16 protein-coding genes are annotated in these 16,984 nt (G+C 59.1%); 14 read left to right on the top strand and 2 right to left on the bottom strand.

What is annotated here, in order from left to right:
• Positions 1-30 precede the first annotated feature (30 nt).
• The 11 genes from ACEWPJ_RS10385 (at position 31) to ACEWPJ_RS10435 (ending at position 11,726) form a co-directional block, all read left to right on the top strand.
• A complete protein-coding gene (locus tag ACEWPJ_RS10385; protein ID WP_416512932.1) occupies positions 31-1,062 on the top strand; it encodes a branched-chain amino acid ABC transporter permease in 1,032 nt (343 codons plus the stop codon).
• A 3-nt stretch (positions 1,063-1,065) separates the two neighbouring features.
• Entirely contained in the window at positions 1,066-2,295 is a 1,230-nt protein-coding gene (locus ACEWPJ_RS10390; protein WP_416512933.1) for a branched-chain amino acid ABC transporter permease, read from the top strand.
• 13 nt (positions 2,296-2,308) lie between these two features.
• On the top strand, positions 2,309-3,067 hold the full coding sequence (locus ACEWPJ_RS10395) for an ABC transporter ATP-binding protein (RefSeq protein WP_416512934.1): 759 nt from the start codon (positions 2,309-2,311) through the stop codon (positions 3,065-3,067).
• 13 nt (positions 3,068-3,080) lie between these two features.
• Positions 3,081-3,836 carry an ABC transporter ATP-binding protein gene (locus ACEWPJ_RS10400; RefSeq protein WP_416512935.1) on the top strand — a complete coding sequence of 252 codons (756 nt, stop codon included), beginning with the start codon at positions 3,081-3,083 and terminating at the stop codon, positions 3,834-3,836.
• Positions 3,837-3,877: 41 nt separating this feature from the next.
• Positions 3,878-5,827 (top strand): acetate--CoA ligase, encoded by a 1,950-nt coding sequence (gene acs, locus ACEWPJ_RS10405; RefSeq protein WP_416512936.1) that lies wholly within the window; start codon positions 3,878-3,880, stop codon positions 5,825-5,827.
• Positions 5,828-6,051: 224 nt separating this feature from the next.
• Entirely contained in the window at positions 6,052-7,020 is a 969-nt protein-coding gene (locus ACEWPJ_RS10410; RefSeq protein ID WP_416512937.1) for a Bug family tripartite tricarboxylate transporter substrate binding protein, read from the top strand.
• On the top strand, positions 7,020-7,508 hold the full coding sequence (locus ACEWPJ_RS10415; RefSeq protein ID WP_416512938.1) for a tripartite tricarboxylate transporter TctB family protein: 489 nt from the start codon (positions 7,020-7,022) through the stop codon (positions 7,506-7,508). Before ACEWPJ_RS10410 ends, ACEWPJ_RS10415 begins: the two co-directional genes overlap by 1 nt.
• Before the next feature lies 1 nt (position 7,509).
• Positions 7,510-9,015 carry a tripartite tricarboxylate transporter permease gene (locus ACEWPJ_RS10420; RefSeq protein ID WP_416512939.1) on the top strand — a complete coding sequence of 502 codons (1,506 nt, stop codon included), beginning with the start codon at positions 7,510-7,512 and terminating at the stop codon, positions 9,013-9,015.
• Positions 9,002-10,372 carry an acyclic terpene utilization AtuA family protein gene (locus tag ACEWPJ_RS10425; protein WP_416512940.1) on the top strand — a complete coding sequence of 457 codons (1,371 nt, stop codon included), beginning with the start codon at positions 9,002-9,004 and terminating at the stop codon, positions 10,370-10,372. Before ACEWPJ_RS10420 ends, ACEWPJ_RS10425 begins: the two co-directional genes overlap by 14 nt.
• Positions 10,365-10,667, top strand: coding sequence for a DUF4387 family protein (locus ACEWPJ_RS10430; RefSeq protein ID WP_416512941.1), 303 nt, complete (start codon positions 10,365-10,367; stop codon positions 10,665-10,667). The genes ACEWPJ_RS10425 and ACEWPJ_RS10430 overlap by 8 nt, the downstream gene beginning before the upstream one ends.
• Before the next feature lie 30 nt (positions 10,668-10,697).
• Entirely contained in the window at positions 10,698-11,726 is a 1,029-nt protein-coding gene (locus tag ACEWPJ_RS10435; protein ID WP_416512942.1) for an AbrB family transcriptional regulator, read from the top strand.
• Between the two features lie 66 nt (positions 11,727-11,792).
• Here ACEWPJ_RS10435 and ACEWPJ_RS10440 read toward each other — a convergent pair whose 3' ends face one another.
• Positions 11,793-12,854, bottom strand: a complete 1,062-nt coding sequence (locus ACEWPJ_RS10440; protein ID WP_416512943.1) for an ABC transporter ATP-binding protein — start codon at positions 12,852-12,854, stop codon at positions 11,793-11,795.
• 3 nt (positions 12,855-12,857) lie between these two features.
• Complete coding sequence (locus tag ACEWPJ_RS10445) at positions 12,858-13,661, bottom strand: IclR family transcriptional regulator (protein ID WP_416512944.1); 804 nt, start codon at positions 13,659-13,661, stop codon at positions 12,858-12,860.
• 164 nt (positions 13,662-13,825) lie between these two features.
• Between ACEWPJ_RS10445 and ACEWPJ_RS10450 the strand changes: the two genes are divergently transcribed.
• From ACEWPJ_RS10450 to ACEWPJ_RS10460, 3 genes are all read left to right on the top strand, one after another.
• Positions 13,826-15,091 carry an ABC transporter substrate-binding protein gene (locus tag ACEWPJ_RS10450; RefSeq protein ID WP_416512945.1) on the top strand — a complete coding sequence of 422 codons (1,266 nt, stop codon included), beginning with the start codon at positions 13,826-13,828 and terminating at the stop codon, positions 15,089-15,091.
• A 112-nt stretch (positions 15,092-15,203) separates the two neighbouring features.
• Entirely contained in the window at positions 15,204-16,133 is a 930-nt protein-coding gene (locus ACEWPJ_RS10455) for a carbohydrate ABC transporter permease (protein WP_416512946.1), read from the top strand.
• A 1-nt stretch (position 16,134) separates the two neighbouring features.
• Complete coding sequence (locus ACEWPJ_RS10460) at positions 16,135-16,983, top strand: carbohydrate ABC transporter permease (RefSeq protein WP_416512947.1); 849 nt, start codon at positions 16,135-16,137, stop codon at positions 16,981-16,983.
• Position 16,984 lies beyond the last annotated feature (1 nt).

Raw genomic sequence — 16,984 nt, forward strand, 5'->3', positions numbered from 1 at the left:
TTGCCGCAACTTTCCTGAAGGTGGGGACCAATGGACGCTATCCTGCTTCAAATTCTCAACGGCCTCGACAAAGGCTCAGCCTATGCGCTGATCGCCCTTGGCCTGACGCTGATCTTCGGCACGCTTGGTGTGGTAAACTTTGCCCACGGCGCACTGTTCATGATCGGCGCATTCTGCGCGGTTACGGTGCAAAAGCTGCTGACGCTATCGAGCGTTAAGCTGGACGAAACCAAAACCGATTTCCTCGGCAACCCGATGAAGGTCGAAACCCCCTATGTCGAAAGCTGGTTCGGCGCGGAAACCGGGGCAGCGATCATCGACTGGTCGGTTCCCCTTGCCATCATTTTTGCGATCCCGGTCATGGTGGCCATCGGCTTCATCATGGAACGCGGCCTGATCAAGCATTTCTACAAGCGTCCCCACGCCGATCAGATCCTCGTCACATTCGGTCTTGCCATCGTCCTGCAAGAGATCATCAAGTTTTACTACGGCGCAAACCCGATCCCGACCCCGGCGCCGGACGCCTTCCGCGGCTCGTTCGATTTCGGTGTGTTGCTGGGCTTTGACCCAAACGTCATCATCTATCCCTACTGGCGACTGGTCTATTTCTTCTTCGCAGTCGTCATCATCGGCGGGGTCTTTGCCTTTCTGCAATTCACCACCTTCGGCATGGTGGTGCGGGCCGGAATGGCGGATCGCGAAACGGTCGGCCTGCTGGGCATCAACATCGACAAGCGGTTCACGATCATGTTCGGCGTGGCGGCGGCGGTCGCTGGTCTGGCCGGGGTGATGTATACGCCCATTAACTCACCCAATTATCACATGGGTATGGATTTCCTCGTGCTGAGTTTCGTGGTGGTAGTCGTCGGCGGCATGGGCTCCCTTCCGGGGGCGGTGCTCGCCGGCTTTCTGCTTGGCATCCTCGAAAGCTTTGCATCGATGAACGAGATCAAGGCGATCGTCCCCGGCGTCGATCAGATCATCATCTATCTGGTCGCAATCTTAATCCTGCTCACCCGCCCCCGAGGGCTTATGGGCCGCAAAGGCGTGATGGAGGACTGATTTATGCTGGGTCTCAACAAAAGAGATACGAAATTCCTGTTGATCGTGATCGGGCTGACGCTGTTCACACCGATCCTGCTGCAGCCGTTCCCCGAAGGATCAGCCCTCGCGCAGTTCAACGCGGGCTACCCCGACTTGATGCAACGCTTTGCGATTTTCGGCATCTTCGCCATCGGCTTTAACATCCTGTTCGGGCTGACCGGCTACCTGTCCTTCGGCCATGCCGCGTTTCTCGGCATCGGCTCCTACTCCGTCGTCTGGATGTATAAACTGCTGGATTACAACGTGATCTGGGGCCTGCCGGTGGCTATCGTCGTGTCGGGCATCTTTGCCCTTGGCATCGGGTTCATCTCGCTCCGCCGCTCTGGCATCTATTTTTCCATCCTGACGTTGGCTTTCGCGCAGATGATGTTTGCGATCTCCTACTCCGACCTTGCCGGACGGTTCATCGGAACCACTGTCACCAACGGCGAAACCGGGCTTCAGGTTTACACGAGCGATCCGCAGGTGCTGCTGGGCGCGAATGAGCCGAACGTGCCGCATTTCTTCGGCATCGTGATGCGTGAAAACTTTTGGGAACCGCAAGTCGGCGGCTGGCAGTTCACCTTCAACAACGGGTATTTCTTCTGCGCGATCATCGCGATCCTCGCGTTCTACCTGTCGCTGCGCATTTTCCGTTCGCCCTTTGGCATGATGTTGCGGGCAGTGAAATCAAACCAACAGCGGATGAACTACACCGGGCTGAATTCCCGCCCTTACACGCTGGCGGCGTTTGTGATCTCTGGCATGTATGCCGGATTGGCAGGCGGTCTTCTTGCCTCAATGGACCCGCTTGCGGGGGCGGAGCGGATGCAATGGACAGCCTCTGGCGAGGTCGTTCTAATGACGATCCTCGGCGGCGCGGGCACCTTGATGGGGCCAGTGCTGGGTGCAGGATTCATCAAGTATTTCGAAAACATCTTTTCGAAGATCAACGACAACGTATTGCATGGCTGGTTCAGCTTTCTGCCGGACGGGATCGAGGACTTCGTCGTTACCATCATCCACCCCTTCGTCGGCAAGGGCTGGCACCTGACTCTGGGCCTGCTGTTCATGCTGGTCGTGATTTTCCTTCCGGGTGGACTGGTCGAAGCGGGTCAGCGGATCGGCCGCCTGTTCCGCCGCAAATCCGCTGGCACTTCGGGCGATGACGGAGAGCACGCCCCGAAACAAGCGCCGCACGTGGCTGAGTAAGGAGGATACGGAAATGGGTATTCTTGAAGTCAAAGATGTCGGCAAACGGTTCGGTGGCCTTCAGGCACTCGGGGATGTGAATCTGTCGGTCGCGGAAAATTCGGTTCATGCGATCATCGGGCCAAATGGCGCGGGCAAGTCCACACTACTGAACTGCCTCGTGGGCAAGCTGATCCCGGACACCGGATCGGTCATGTTTGACGGCCAGTCGGTGCTTGGCCGCAAACCACATGAGATCAACCAGATGGGCATCAGCCGCGTGTTCCAGACGCCGGAAATCTTCGGCGACCTGACCGTATTCGAAAACGTGATGATCCCCTGTTTCGCCAAGCGCGACGGATCGTTCCGGATGCACGCCTTCGAAACGGTTTCGCGAGAAACCGACATTGTCGAAAAGGCGCGCGCGATGTTGGATGACGTCAACATGCTCGACAAGATCGACATGACGGCGGCCTCGCTTTCCCGCGGCGACAAGCGGCGGTTGGAAATGGCGATGTGCCTTGCGCAAGACCCGCGCCTGCTGCTGCTTGATGAACCGACCGCTGGCATGGCCCGCGCGGACACCAACAACACCATCGATCTGCTGAAAGAGATCAAAGACAAGCGCGACATTACGATGGCGATCATCGAACATGACATGCACGTTGTCTTTTCGCTGGCCGAGCGGATCACCGTGCTCGCCCAGGGCACGCCGTTGGTTGAGGATACGCCGGAAAACATCAAAGGCCACCCGAAGGTACAAGAAGCCTATCTTGGCCAGGCGCATGGATAAGGGACGCGAAGATATGAACGAAAAACCCGATTTCAGCCGCCACGAGAATAAGGCCGCCACCGCTCCGGCCTATTTTTCGGTCTATGATGTCCACGCCTATTACGGCGAAAGCTATATCGTTCAGGGCGTCAGCTTTAATGTGCATGAGGGCGAAATCCTCGCCCTTCTTGGCCGGAACGGGGCGGGTAAAACCTCAACCCTTCGGGCGATTGCCCGGTTGGATGATCCAGCGCTGACGCATGGGGAAATCTGGCTGGATCACCAGCGCCTGCACGACAAGAAATCCTATGAAGCGGCTGTCGCCGGTATCGGCCTTGTCCCCGAAGACCGCCGCATCATTCCCGGCCTGACGGTTGAGGAGAACCTACAACTCGCCCAGATCGTCGAACCCGTCGGCTGGTCGCTTGATCGTCTTTATGACCTGTTCCCCCGCCTTGGCGAGCGCCGCAAACAAGAAGGCGTGACCCTGTCCGGCGGCGAACAGCAGATGCTTGCCATCGCCCGCGCCCTTGCCCGGTCGATCAAGGTATTGCTGCTGGATGAGCCGTATGAGGGCCTTGCCCCGGTGATCGTCGATGAGATCGAAAAAACGCTCAACATCATCAAAGAACAGGGCATGACCACGGTAATCGTCGAACAGAACGCGATCCGTGCGCTTGAACTTGCCGACCGGGCCGTAATCCTCGACACTGGAAAGGTCGTCTTCGACGGCACCGCAAAAGAGGTGCTGGACAACGAAGAGTTGCGTGCCGAATATCTGGCTATCTGATTTCGCCAGACGCACCGACCTGAGGGACAAGAGAGGCTTCCATGACCGACAAGATTTACCCGCCCGCAGCGGGCTTTGCCGCCAATGCCCATGTGGACAAAGAAAAATACGAAAAGATGTATGCAGCGTCGATCGATGATCCGCACGCATTCTGGGCCGAACATGGCAAGCGTCTGGACTGGATGACGCCCTTCACCAAGGTCAAAAGCGCGGACTTCACGCTCGGCTCTGTAGATATCAAGTGGTTTGAGGATGGAACGCTGAACGTCGCGGCGAACTGTATCGACCGCCACTTGAAAGCCCGTGGCGACCAGACAGCGATCATTTGGGAACCGGATAGCCCCGACACGCCCGCCAAGCACATTACCTACAAGGACCTGCACGAAAACACCTGCCGCATGGCGAACGTGCTGAAAGACCTTGGCGTGACGAAAGGCGACCGCGTCGTGCTTTACCTGCCGATGATCCCGGAGGCGGCCTACGCCATGCTCGCCTGCGCGCGGATCGGCGCGGTTCATTCCATCGTGTTCGCTGGATTCTCACCCGATGCGCTTGGCAATCGGATCAATGATAGCGACGCGAAGGTCGTGATTACCGCGGACGAAGCCCCGCGCGGTGGGCGCAAGACTGCGCTGAAATCAAACACCGACGCCGCGCTGCTGCACTGCAAGGACAAGGTGAAATGCCTTGTCGTCAAACATACCGGCGGCCAGACGACTTGGACCGACGGGCGCGACTACGACTACAACGCGCTGGCCGAAAACGTCCCGGCCGATTGCCCGCCGGAGGAGATGAACGCCGAAGATCCGCTGTTCATCCTCTACACGTCAGGCTCTACTGGGAAACCCAAAGGCGTCGTCCATACGTCCGGCGGGTATCTGACCTACGCCTCAATGACGCATGAGATTGTGTTCGACTATCACGACGGCGATGTATTCTGGTGCACCGCCGATGTCGGTTGGGTCACGGGCCATAGTTATATCATCTACGGCCCGCTGGCGAACGGCGCGACCACGCTGATGTTCGAAGGCGTGCCGACCTACCCCGACGCGTCGCGCTTTTGGCAGGTCTGCGAAAAGCACAAGGTTAACCAGTTCTACACCGCGCCGACCGCGATCCGGGCGCTGATGGGTCAGGGCGACGACTTTGTCACGAAATGCGATCTGTCTGACCTCAAGGTGCTGGGCACTGTGGGTGAACCGATCAATCCAGAAGCGTGGAACTGGTACAACGTCGTCGTCGGCAAGGGCAAAGTGCCCATCGTTGATACATGGTGGCAGACCGAAACCGGCGGTCACATGCTGACCCCCCTGCCCGGCGCGACAGCAGCGAAGCCCGGGTCGGCCACCCTACCCTTCTTTGGGGTTGAACCTGTGATCCTAGACGCGACATCGGGTGAGGAGATTACGGAAACCGAAGCCGAAGGTGTGCTGTGCATCAAGCAATCGTGGCCCGGCCAGATGCGCACCGTTTATGGCGACCATGAGCGGTTCGAGAAAACGTATTTCTCCGACTACAAAGGCTACTATTTCACTGGCGACGGATGCCGCCGGGACAGGGATGGCTACTACTGGATCACCGGGCGTGTCGATGACGTGATTAACGTATCCGGCCACCGCATGGGCACGGCGGAGGTTGAATCTGCTCTCGTCGCGCACGAGAAAGTCGCGGAATCCGCCGTCGTGGGCTATCCGCACGACATCAAGGGGCAAGGCATCTACGCCTACGTGACCTTGATGAACGGGATTGAACCGTCGGAGGAGTTGCGGAAAGAGCTTGAAAAATGGGTCCGCACCGAAATCGGCCCGATTGCCAAGCCTGACCTGATCCAGTGGGCGCCGGGGCTGCCCAAGACACGCTCTGGCAAGATCATGCGTCGGATTCTGCGCAAGATCGCCGAAAACGACTACGGCGCGCTTGGCGATACTTCGACCCTTGCCGATCCGTCGGTGGTGGATGAGTTGATCGAAAACCGTATGAATCGCGGCTAACGCGCTATCATTAACCAAACACCCCGAAGCACCCGCTGGCGAAACACCTGCGGATGCTTCCTTTTTGCGCACTGCAACCCCGACACGTCCCGGATATTGAGACTCCGTGCTTAAAATTCGCACTGCACCACTTCCTTTACTTGACGGAACGTGCGCCGGTCCCTCTACTGGACTCCGCAATCACAAGGCGGAGATCAACTCCGCCCGTCAATAGGGAGAGACGAATGACAAAACGCTTATTCAAAGTGCTGGCGACGAGTGTCGTGCTGGCAACCGGTGCGGTGGGTGCGGCAAGTGCCGCCGAATGTATCGCCCCGGCCAACCCCGGCGGCGGCTGGGATTTCACCTGCCGTCAGATTGGCAAAATCATGTTTGACATCGGTGCTGTCGACCAGCCGGTGCAAGTCACCAACATGCCGGGCGCCGGCGGCGGTCTGGCCTACGGTAACGTGGTCAACGAACGCGGCGACGACCCCGATCTGATTGTCGCGGCGTCTTCTGCAACAACGACGCGCCTTGCGCAAAACGCCTATGCGGGCATGACGGCCGACCAAGTTCGCTTCGTCGGTGCAATCGGCGCGGACCCCGGCATCATCGCAGTGGCTGCCGATAGTGACTATCAGTCGCTGAACGATCTTATTGACGCGATCAAGGCCGATCCCGGCTCGGTCGCTTTCGCTGGTGGCTCTGCCGTTGGCGGGTTCGACCACATGAAACCACTTATGATACTGCAAGAAGCGGGCTTCACCGACATCACCGCCGTCAAATATATCGGCGTTGACGGTGGCGCGGATGCCATCACCCAAACGGTGGGCGGCTTCACCCAAGCGATGACCGGCGATATGTCCGAGGTCGTCAGCTTTCTTGAAAACGGCGACATCCGCGTGCTGGCGGTGCTGACCGAAGAACGCGTGCCGGGCTTTGACGACATCCCAACAGCGAAAGAGCAAGGCTACGACGTTGTGGCGGTGAACTGGCGCGGCCTTTACGTGCCGAAGGGCATCAGCGACGAGCGGTTCCAGGAATGGGCCGACAAGTTGCAGCAGGTCGCTGACAGCGAAGAATGGGCGCAGGCGATGAAAGACAACGGCCTTGCCCCGTTCACCAAAGTCGGCGGCGACTTCCAGTCCTATGTTGACGGGCTGGTGGCGGACATCGCTGAAATGTCGAAAGCGCTGGGGGTCACCCAGTAATGGCCTCAGACCGTATTTTCGGTCTGATCGCCCTGATCACGGCAGTCGCGTATCTCGCGGCTGCCACACAGATTCAGATAAACCAGTTCTCTGGCGAATGGCTGCCCAAGCTGTTTCCGCTGATGATCGGCGGTGTGGCGGCGATCTGTTCGCTGGTGATGGTTTTCAAACCGGACCCTGATCCGGACTGGCCAGCGTCCCGCACGTGGTTGTCCATGGGCGTGGCAGTGCTGGTGCTGGCGATCTACGCCGTGCTGCTGACGCCGCTGGGCTTCATCCTGCCCACGATCTTCGCCGCCGGTATCCTCAGCTATCAGATCTCGCCCCGTGCCGGACCCGCCGCGATCTCGGGCCTCGGGCTGTCGCTGGGGCTGTTCGTGTTGTTCAAATACGCCCTCGGTCTGGGCAATATCGTTGCCTACCGCATTCCGACCCCGGAAAAGCTGTGGAACGCGATATCCATTCTCATTCCGTTCGTGGGGCACTGATATGGACATCCTTGCGAATCTCAGCTTGGGCTTCGGCATCGCGTTGTCGCCTTACACTCTATTCCTGGCGGTCTGCGGCTGCTTTTTGGGCACGATCATCGGCGCGCTGCCGGGGCTCGGCCCCTCAAACGGTGTCGCAATCCTGATCCCGATTACGTTTACCATGGGCCTCGATGCCACAAGCGCGCTGGTGCTGATGACATCAGTCTATTACGGCGCCATGTACGGCGGGCGGATCAGCTCGATCCTGCTGAATATCCCCGGCGACGAGCCGGCACTGATGACGACGCTCGACGGTTATCCGATGGCCAAAGCGGGCCGCGCCGGCGATGCGCTGGTGCTATCGGGCGTCGCGAGCTTTGTCGGCGCGTTACTGGCCACGATCGGGCTGATGCTGCTGGCGCCGTCGCTGGCCCGCGTGGCCTTCCTGTTCGGCCCGGCCGAGTATTTCGCGCTTTACCTGCTGGCCTTCTGCACGCTCGGCGGGATGGCTTCGAACAATCAGGCCAAGTCAGCGCTCGCCGCTTGCATCGGTCTCGGCATCGCGATGATCGGTGTCGACAGTTCCTCGGGCCTGCCGCGCATGACCGGGGGCAACCTGCATCTTTACGACGGCATCGACTTTCTGGTCGCCATCGTCGGCCTCTTCGCCATCGCCGAGGTGTTCTTCTTCATCGAAAGCCACGGGGCGGGATCGTCCATCGGGGTCAAGCTCGACAAGGTGCGTATTCCTTGGAAGGACATCATGTCGACGAAATGGACGATGTTGCGCGCCTCAGGCGTCGGCTTTGTCGCCGGTATCTTGCCGGGTGCGGGGGCATCGCTCGGGTCATTCATGGCCTACATGTCGGAAAAATCCATCGCCGGTGAAAAGGGCGGCTTCGGCACCGGGGTTCCCAAGGGCATCGCCGCGCCAGAGGCTGGCAACAACGCTGCCGCCGGTGGCGCGCTGGTTCCGATGTTAACCCTCGGCGTGCCCGGCTCGGGCACCACCGCGGTGCTACTGGCGCTGCTGATGACGCTGAATATCACCCCCGGCCCGACCCTGTTCACCGAGCGGCCAGAGGTCGTCTGGGGTCTGATCGCATCACTTCTCATCGCCAATTTCGTGCTGCTGGCGATGAACGTGCCGATGGTAAAAATCTTCGTCAAAGTGCTGTCGGTGCCCGCCTGGATCCTGCTGCCGGGGGTCACGATGATCTCGTTCGTCGGCATCTATTCCCTGTCCGGCAGCTATTTCGACCTGTTGCTGATGATCGGCTTCGGCGTGCTGGGTTATTTCCTGCGCAAGCTGGATATCCCGACTGTGCCGGTAATTCTGGGCATTCTGCTGGGCGGCAACATGGAGGATGCGCTGCGTCGTGCCATGACCCTGTCCGACGGCGACGTAACCTACCTTTTCTCAAGCTGGATCGCCACTGGCCTGTGGATCGCGGCAATTGCCGGGTTCGTCGCGCCGATGTTCTTGCGCAACATTTTAAAGAAGCCCCAACGTGTCACAGACTGACAAAATTCGCGTATTGGTGCCAAGCGGCGCGCTCGGCCTGAACTACGACAAGGTCGCCTTGGAACGCGGGCTGTCGATGACGCCTGACATCATCGCGATTGATGGCGGATCAACCGATTCCGGCCCGGCCTATCTGGGCGAAGGGGTGTCGAAATACTCCCGCTCGTCCACCAAGATCGAATGGCGCGGTTTGATTGAGGCGCGGGCGAAGGCGGGCATCCCTCTTGTCATCGGCACCGCAGGCACTTGCGGCACGGACAGTGCGGTTGACTGGATGCTCGACATCACCCGCGAAATCGCCCGCGATCTGGGGCAGACGCCGAAAATCGCGGTGCTGCGAAGCTCCCAACCGCCGGACTCGATTGCCGCCGCGATGGGGAATGGCCGCGTCACACCCCTGCCCCACGCGCCAGAGGTGACGGAGGACAGCATCCGCACCTGCACCAACATCGTCGCCCTTGCCGGGGCGGAGCAGATTACCAAGGCAATCGAAACCGGCGCCGACATCATCATCGCGGGCCGCACAACCGATACGGCGATTATCGCGGCACTGCCGCTGATGCACGGCTGTCACGCGGGCGCGGCGTGGCACGGGGCGAAGGTCGGCGAGTGCGGCGCGCTTTGTGCGACGAAACCGCAATCGGGAGTCATCCTGATCGACTTTGACGCGGACGGGTTCACCGTCACCCCGATGGCCGACGGCGCGAAGGCATCCCCGCACACGGTTTCCGCCCATATGCTCTACGAAAACAGCGACCCGTTCATCCTTTACGAACCGGGCGGGCATCTTGACGTGACCGCCGCCCACTATGCCGCTATCGACGACAAAACCGTTCGGGTCACAGGATCTCAATGGGTGCCGTCCGACCGCTACACGGTCAAGCTTGAAGGCGCGCGGCGCGCCGGGTTCCAATGCGTGCTGATGGTGCTGTTGCGTGATCCGCACTACGTCGCCAACGCCGCCGACTGGGCGGCCGACATTGAACAGAAATGCCGCGCAAAGGTTGAGGATCGGCTGGCTTTGTCCCCCGATGATTACAGCGTTGAACTCCGCCTAATCGGGCAAAGTGCGAGCTTTGGCGCACTTGAAACTCGCGCGGGGGACGCGCCCGAAATCGGCGTGCTTGGCATCGTGACGGCCAAAACCGAAGCACTCGCGATGGAGATTGGCAAGGTGCTGAACCCCTACCTGCTGCACCACCCGTTGACGGTGGAAGAGGAACAACCGACCTTCGCGTTTCCGTTCTCGCCCGCCGAACTCAATCGGGGGGCCATCTACGAATTCGCCCTTAATCACGTGCTTGAACTGTCTGACCCGATGGACGCCTTCACGCTTGAGGTGCACGAGGGTGCCTGAGCTTCGTCGGATCGTCGAAAAAGTCCGCAGCAAGAACGCGGGGCCTTTTTGGCTAACCGTCGATCTGTTCTGCGGCACGCCTGACGCCTTCGCGCAAGTCTGCGACGGGCTATCGACCGAGCGTGTCGCAACCGTGTTCCAGACCGATGCGGCGGACATCAAGCGTTTTGAAATCCCGTCGCTGAACGTCGTGAAGTTCAGCCTGCCCCGCCCCGCCGTTCAGGGGGCCATCACCGACCGCGATATGCACGGCGCCTCTTGGGCCGCACTGCTGGGTGAGGTAGAGGTGAACTGACTCCAACCCGCCAAGTAAAAGGGTGATCCAGTGCAGGTCGTTCTTACCACGCTGCTGATCGGGGTTGTCGGCGCGGTTCTGGCTTGGGTCATCGGCGCGCCCGCCCCTTTTTTGACTGGCCCGGCTGCGCTCGTTTCGCTGGCTGGTGTGTTCGGTGTGACCTGCCGCATTCCGACCGCTCTGCGGGATGCGTGTTTCCTGCTGATCGGAATCACCCTCGGCTCCTCCGTCACGCCAGAGGTTCTGTCCGCCGCCCGTGCTTGGCCGATCAGCCTGATCGGGATGTGCGCCGGCGTTGCGGTCATCATGTATGCGGGCAGCGTGATGTTCCAACGCGTGTTTGGCTTTGACCGTAACACCGCGCTGCTGGCCTCAAGCCCCGGTCATCTGTCCTATGTGCTGAGTTTCAGTACCGATATCGGTGCGAATACCGCTGTCATCTCGGTCATCCAATCCATGCGCGTGCTGATCCTGACGCTGATGGTGCCGATCCTGATTGGCCTGCTGACCGACGCGGATATGACGTTGCAGATCCGGGTCGGGGAGTCGCTATCTTTGCTTCACCTCGGCCTGCTCGCCGCGATGTCCTTCATCGTCGGCCTCGTGATGCTGCGGCTGAGGGTTCCGGCGGCGTTTCTGCTGGCAGGGATGATCTGTTCGGGCATTGGGCATAGCACCGGGCTAACCCCCGGCGTGGTGATGCAGCCCTTATCCATCGCGGCGTTTGTCATCATGGGCACGTTGATCGGCACGCGATTCAGCGGCGTAACCCCCGGCATGCTGCGCCACGCGGCGATTGGTGGATTTGCCCTGACCTTTGTGGGTTTGCTAATATCCTTCGGCGTAGCGATCCTGCTGTCGAAACTGACGGGGATTTCAACGGTCGACATGCTGATCGGCATTGCGCCGGGTGGGCTGGAAACAATGGTGGCGATGGGCGCGATCCTTGGCGCGGACCCGGCCTTTGTCGCGATCCATCATGTGATGCGGCTGCTGTTTCTAAGCGTTTACGTGCCAGCGGTGCTTGCGCTGAAAAGATCAGGCAGACGCGCCCGGTAAAGGGTCTCGCGCCACCTGAACACTCTTACACAATATACTGATAACAAATCGTAACTCGTGACCGCGCTAAAAGCGGATGCGCTTTTCCGTCTCACCGTCGAAAACCATGACATGCCCGGTGTCAAAGCGCATACTGACGGTGTCGCCTTCGTTAGACCGTTCGTCGCCGCGTTCCTCAACCACGATTTTCTCGCCGGTTTCGGACATCAGATACACGTAGGACACGCCGCCAAGCGATTCACTCAGATCGACGGAGTGGGTTTTGCCCGCGCGATCAACCTCAATATGCTCGGGGCGCACGCCGATCGTGACGCTTCGGCCCACATGATCGGCAGGCAGTTTCACCGGAACGGTTGTCTGAAGCGCGGGCACGTCGATACCGCCCTCTTTCACCACGCCATTCAAGAAGTTCATCGCAGGTGAGCCGATAAAACCAGCAACGAACTTGCTGTCCGGGTCGCGATAAAGTTCCATCGGCGCACCGACCTGTTCGATATAACCCGCGCGCAGGACGACGATCTTATCGGCCAGCGTCATCGCTTCAACCTGATCGTGCGTCACATAGATCATCGTCGCGCCGATTTCCTTGTGCAGACGCGCGATTTCAACGCGCATCTCAACCCGCAATTCGGCGTCAAGGTTCGACAGGGGTTCGTCAAACAAGAAAACCTCCGGCCCGCGAACAATCGCGCGGCCAATCGACACCCGCTGACGCTGACCACCGGATAAGGCGGCAGGTTTGCGCGACAGGTAGTCATCAAGCTTCAGAATACGGCTCGCCTCCCCCACTTTCTGGTCGATCTCGGATTTCGGATGGCCGTTCATCTTCAGGCCAAAACCCATGTTTTCCTTCACCGTCATATGCGGATAAAGCGCGTAGGTCTGGAACACCATCGCCACGCCCCGCTGCGCCGGGTCCATATGGGTCACGTCGCGCGAACCGATGCTGATCGTGCCTTCGGTCGTTTCCTCAAGCCCCGCGACCATTCGCAGAAGCGTCGATTTCCCGCAGCCCGACGGTCCGACGAAAACGCAGAACTCTCCGTCTTCGATTTGCAAGTCGACACCGTGGATAACCTGCACGTCGCCGTAGCGTTTGATGACGTTGCCTAGCGTAACACCTGACATAGTTTAGACCCCTATTGTCTCTGATTTCTGATGATCCGGAAAACGCCAACTTTGCGCTTCTTCGGCAATGTTCTTTGCAGTGGCGGACAGGTCCGGCACCAGTTTTTCCATCTCGGCCAAATTGGTCCGCGTGGTGGAGCTTGTAACAGACAACCCGCCAAGCACCCGTCCCCGCGGGGTCAGGATCGGCACGGCCACACAAATGATGCCGGGTTCATGTTCTTCCCGGTCAAACCCGTATCCGTTGCTGCGGATTTCCTTCAACTCTGCCCGCAGCGCGTCCGAGCCCGAGAGTGTTCCCGGCGTAAACTTGTGAAACGACTGCTGCGAAATGACGCCGTCGAGCATGGCGTCATCCAGAAACGCCATCATCGCCTTGCCGACGCCAGTGCAATAAGCCGGGCCGACTTTGCCCGCCTCTGAATACATCTCAATCGGTTGGGCGGCGTTTCGCTTATCAACGTAAAGCACCTGCGCGTGGTCTAGCTGCGCCAGATGCACGGTTTCACCGAGTTTGCGGCTAAGGCCATCCAGATACGGTCGCGCAATGGGGGCGAGCGATGATTGCGCCCATGCCGCATGGGCAAGGCGCATTAAACGGACGCCGGGCGCGTAGGTTTGGCGTTCTGGATCGTAAGCCAACATCCCTTGATCGGTCAGTGTTTGCACGAATCGGAACAGCGTTGCCTTGGGATATTCAGAAGCCGCCAACAGCTCAGAAAATCGCACGGGGGCACCATGTGCCGCGACTTGATCAAGCACGCGCAACGCCTTGCCTACAGTGCCTCCTCCGGCATTTTGAGCCATCTGTATCCTCCCTTATCGCGCCGCGCTTCGCCATCAGGTTGTGATCGGTGTTACGCTTGAACGATGTTGACAAGCATAGGAGAGTCGCGGTTTAGTATCAATAAGCAAAACCGAGTTTCACATATTGGAACTCAAATCGACTGGAAGCACTAGGGAGGAACACCATGCATTCCATCATGAAAGCGTCCGTTGCGGCGCTTGCGACTGCTGCTACGATGGCGACCGGCGCATTTGCTGAAAGCCATCAACTCAGCGGTGATCTGAAAATTTTCCTTGATACATCCAACCCCGCACCCCGGGCGACGATGGAAGCGATGATCGCTGACTTTCAGGAAATGCACCCGGACCTGAACATCGAAACCACGGTGATCGACCGTGAGGCGTATAAGACGCAAATCCGCAACTTCCTGACCGCCGACGCGCCTGACGTGGCAACGTGGTATGCGGCCAACCGGATGAGCCCCTACGTGTCGGCCGGTCTGTTCGAAGACGTCTCTGACCTTTGGGAAGAACCCGAGATCGCGGAAAACCTCGCCTCGACCAAAGGTGCGATGACCATCGACGGCAAGCAGTGGGGCGTGCCCTATACCTACTACCAGTGGGGCATCTACTACCGTAAAGACATCTACGAAGAGCTGGGCCTGACGGAGCCTGCAAACTTTGAAGAGATGAAGGCCAACTGTCAGGCGATCATCGATTCAGGCCGCAAGTGCTACACGATCGGGACCAAGAACTACTGGACCGCTGGCGGTTGGTTTGACTACCTCAACATGCGCACCAACGGCTTTGACTTCCACATGGAACTGGCCCGTGGCGAAATCCCGTGGACCGATGACCGCGTGCGTCAAACCTTCGCCAACTGGCGCGAGCTTCTGGACATGGGCGCGTTCGTTGACAACCACCAGTCCTATAGCTGGCAGGAATCGCTGCCCGCGATCGTGTCCGGCGAAGCGGCTGCGATCCTGAAAGGCAACTTTGCCGTGGCGCCGCTGCGCGAAGCTGGTCTGGACGATAGCAAGCTCGACTTCTACCAGTTCCCGGCGATCAACCCGGATGTCGAACTGGCCGAAGACGCGCCGACCGATACGTTCCACATCCCGGCGAACGCGTCGAACAAAGACAACGCGCGCGAATTCCTGCGTTTTGTGGTGTCGTCCAACGTGCAGACCGAAATTAACAACGGTGAAAACCTTGGCCAACTGCCGGTCAACGCTGGCGCGTCTGTCGATGACGACAAGTTCCTGAACGAAGGCTTCGAGATGCTTTCATCCAACAGCCCCGGCGGTGTTGCGCAGTTCTTTGACCGCGACTTCCCGGCGGAAATGGCAGCCGAAGCGATGCAGGGTCTTCAAGAGTTCATGGTCTTCCCTGACAACCTCGACGACATCCTGAACCGTCTCGAGTCCGTCCGCGAGCGGGTTTACCAGTAATCTGATCCTGGGTCGGGCGTCCCCCCGGGCGCCCGGCCTGCCCTTTCGACCCATTCGCCAGCCCATTTCCGATGGGTTGCCGTATGTGCCGCACCACCGAGGAGACGTGTCGATGACAACTGCCCCCCCCGTCGTGACCCCTACCGCTTCTTCAGAGCGCGGCTGGTACAAGCGAAACGAAATCGCGATCACGCCGTGGCTGTTCCTGGCCCCGGCGATCCTGTTCTTCGCGGTCTATGTGATCTGGCCGATCTACCAAAGCTTCGTGGTGTCCTTTTACGCATGGGATGGTCTGGGCGAGGCACGCTATGTCGGCATGTCGAACTACGTCGAACTGACCGGCGACTCCGCGTTCGAAGTCTCGCTCTGGAATAACCTCAAATGGCTGGTGCTCTATCTCCTGGCGATTCCCGGCGGTCTATTCATCGCGCTGTTCCTGAACCAGACGGTCCGGGGCATCCGCATTTACAAATCGCTGTTCTTCTTCCCCTTCGTGATCTCGCAAGTGGTCGTCGGCCTCGTCTTTTCGTGGTTCTACCTACCGAATGAAGGGTTGTTTAATAGCATCATTGGCTTTTTCGGAATGGGTCCGATTAACGTGCTAGGCGATCCGACGCTGGCGACCTACGGGATCATCGCCGCGGGCCTTTGGCCGCAGACCGCTTATTGCATGATCCTCTACCTCACCGGCCTCAACGCCGTAGACCCCGAGCAAGTCGAAGCGGCACGCCTTGATGGTGCCAAAGGCTGGAAGATGCTGTGGTATGTCATCATTCCGCAGCTAAAGCCCGCGACCTTCATCGCCTTCGTCGTGACGATCATCGGTGCGCTGCGGTCGTTTGACCTGATTTCGATCATGACAGGCGGTGGCCCGTTCGGTCAGACCCGCGTCCTGTCGTTCTATATGTTCGAGAAAGCGTTGTCTGAATACGGCTTCCGCATGGGATATGGCGCGGCTATCGCTGTTGTCCTGTTCCTTATCATGCTAATTTTCATCGCCTACTTCCTGTGGTCGATGTGGAAAGAAGAGAAGGTGCGCTAAGATGTTCCCAACACCCATTGAGAAGACATCCCGCTCCTGGCAACTGACCTATCAGTCGCTGATCCCGGTCGCTCTGATCATGTGGCTGCTGCCGTTGATCGCAGTCGCCATCTTCTCGGTCAAGCCAGCGACGGACTTCACCCAAGGCAACTACTGGGGTCTCCCCGGATCGTTTGAGGCGTTCAGCAACTACGGCCAGGTGTTCTTCAACTCCGACATGCCGCGCTACATGTTGAACTCGGTCCTGATTACCGTCCCGACGGTGATCGGCGCGGTCGCGCTGTCCTGCCTCGCGGGGTTTGCCCTTGGCATCTACAAGTTCCGCTCGAACATCTGGATCTTCTTCCTGTTCGTCGCGGGCAACTTCGTGCCGTTCCAAATCCTGATGGTTCCGGTGCGTGACCTGACGCTCGACATGGGGCTCTACAACACAAAAACCGGGCTAGTCCTGTTCCACGTCGCGTTTCAAACCGGGTTTTGCACCCTCTTCATGCGGAACTTCATCCGCGCGCTGCCTTACGAGTTGATCGAAGCCGCGCGCGTCGAAGGCATCGCGGAATGGCGCATCTTCTGGTATGTCGTGCTGCCATTGATGAAGCCGGCTATCGCAGCGCTTGCGGTTCTGATCTTCACCTTCATCTGGAACGACTATTTCTGGGCGGTAGTGTTGACACAGGGCGCGGAAAGCCAGCCCGTCACCGCAGGGATCACCAGCTTTAACGCGCAATTCAGGGCGGCCTACCACCTGATGAGCGCCGGATCGATCGTCGCAGCCCTTCCACCGGTTGCCATGTTCTTCCTCATGCAGAAACACTTCATCGCAGGCCTCACGCTGGGCGCCGTAAAGTAAG

Origin of the sequence: Aliiroseovarius sp. YM-037 (assembly GCF_048060095.1) — a bacterium.
Classification (GTDB): Bacteria; Pseudomonadota; Alphaproteobacteria; order Rhodobacterales; family Rhodobacteraceae; genus JBLUOA01.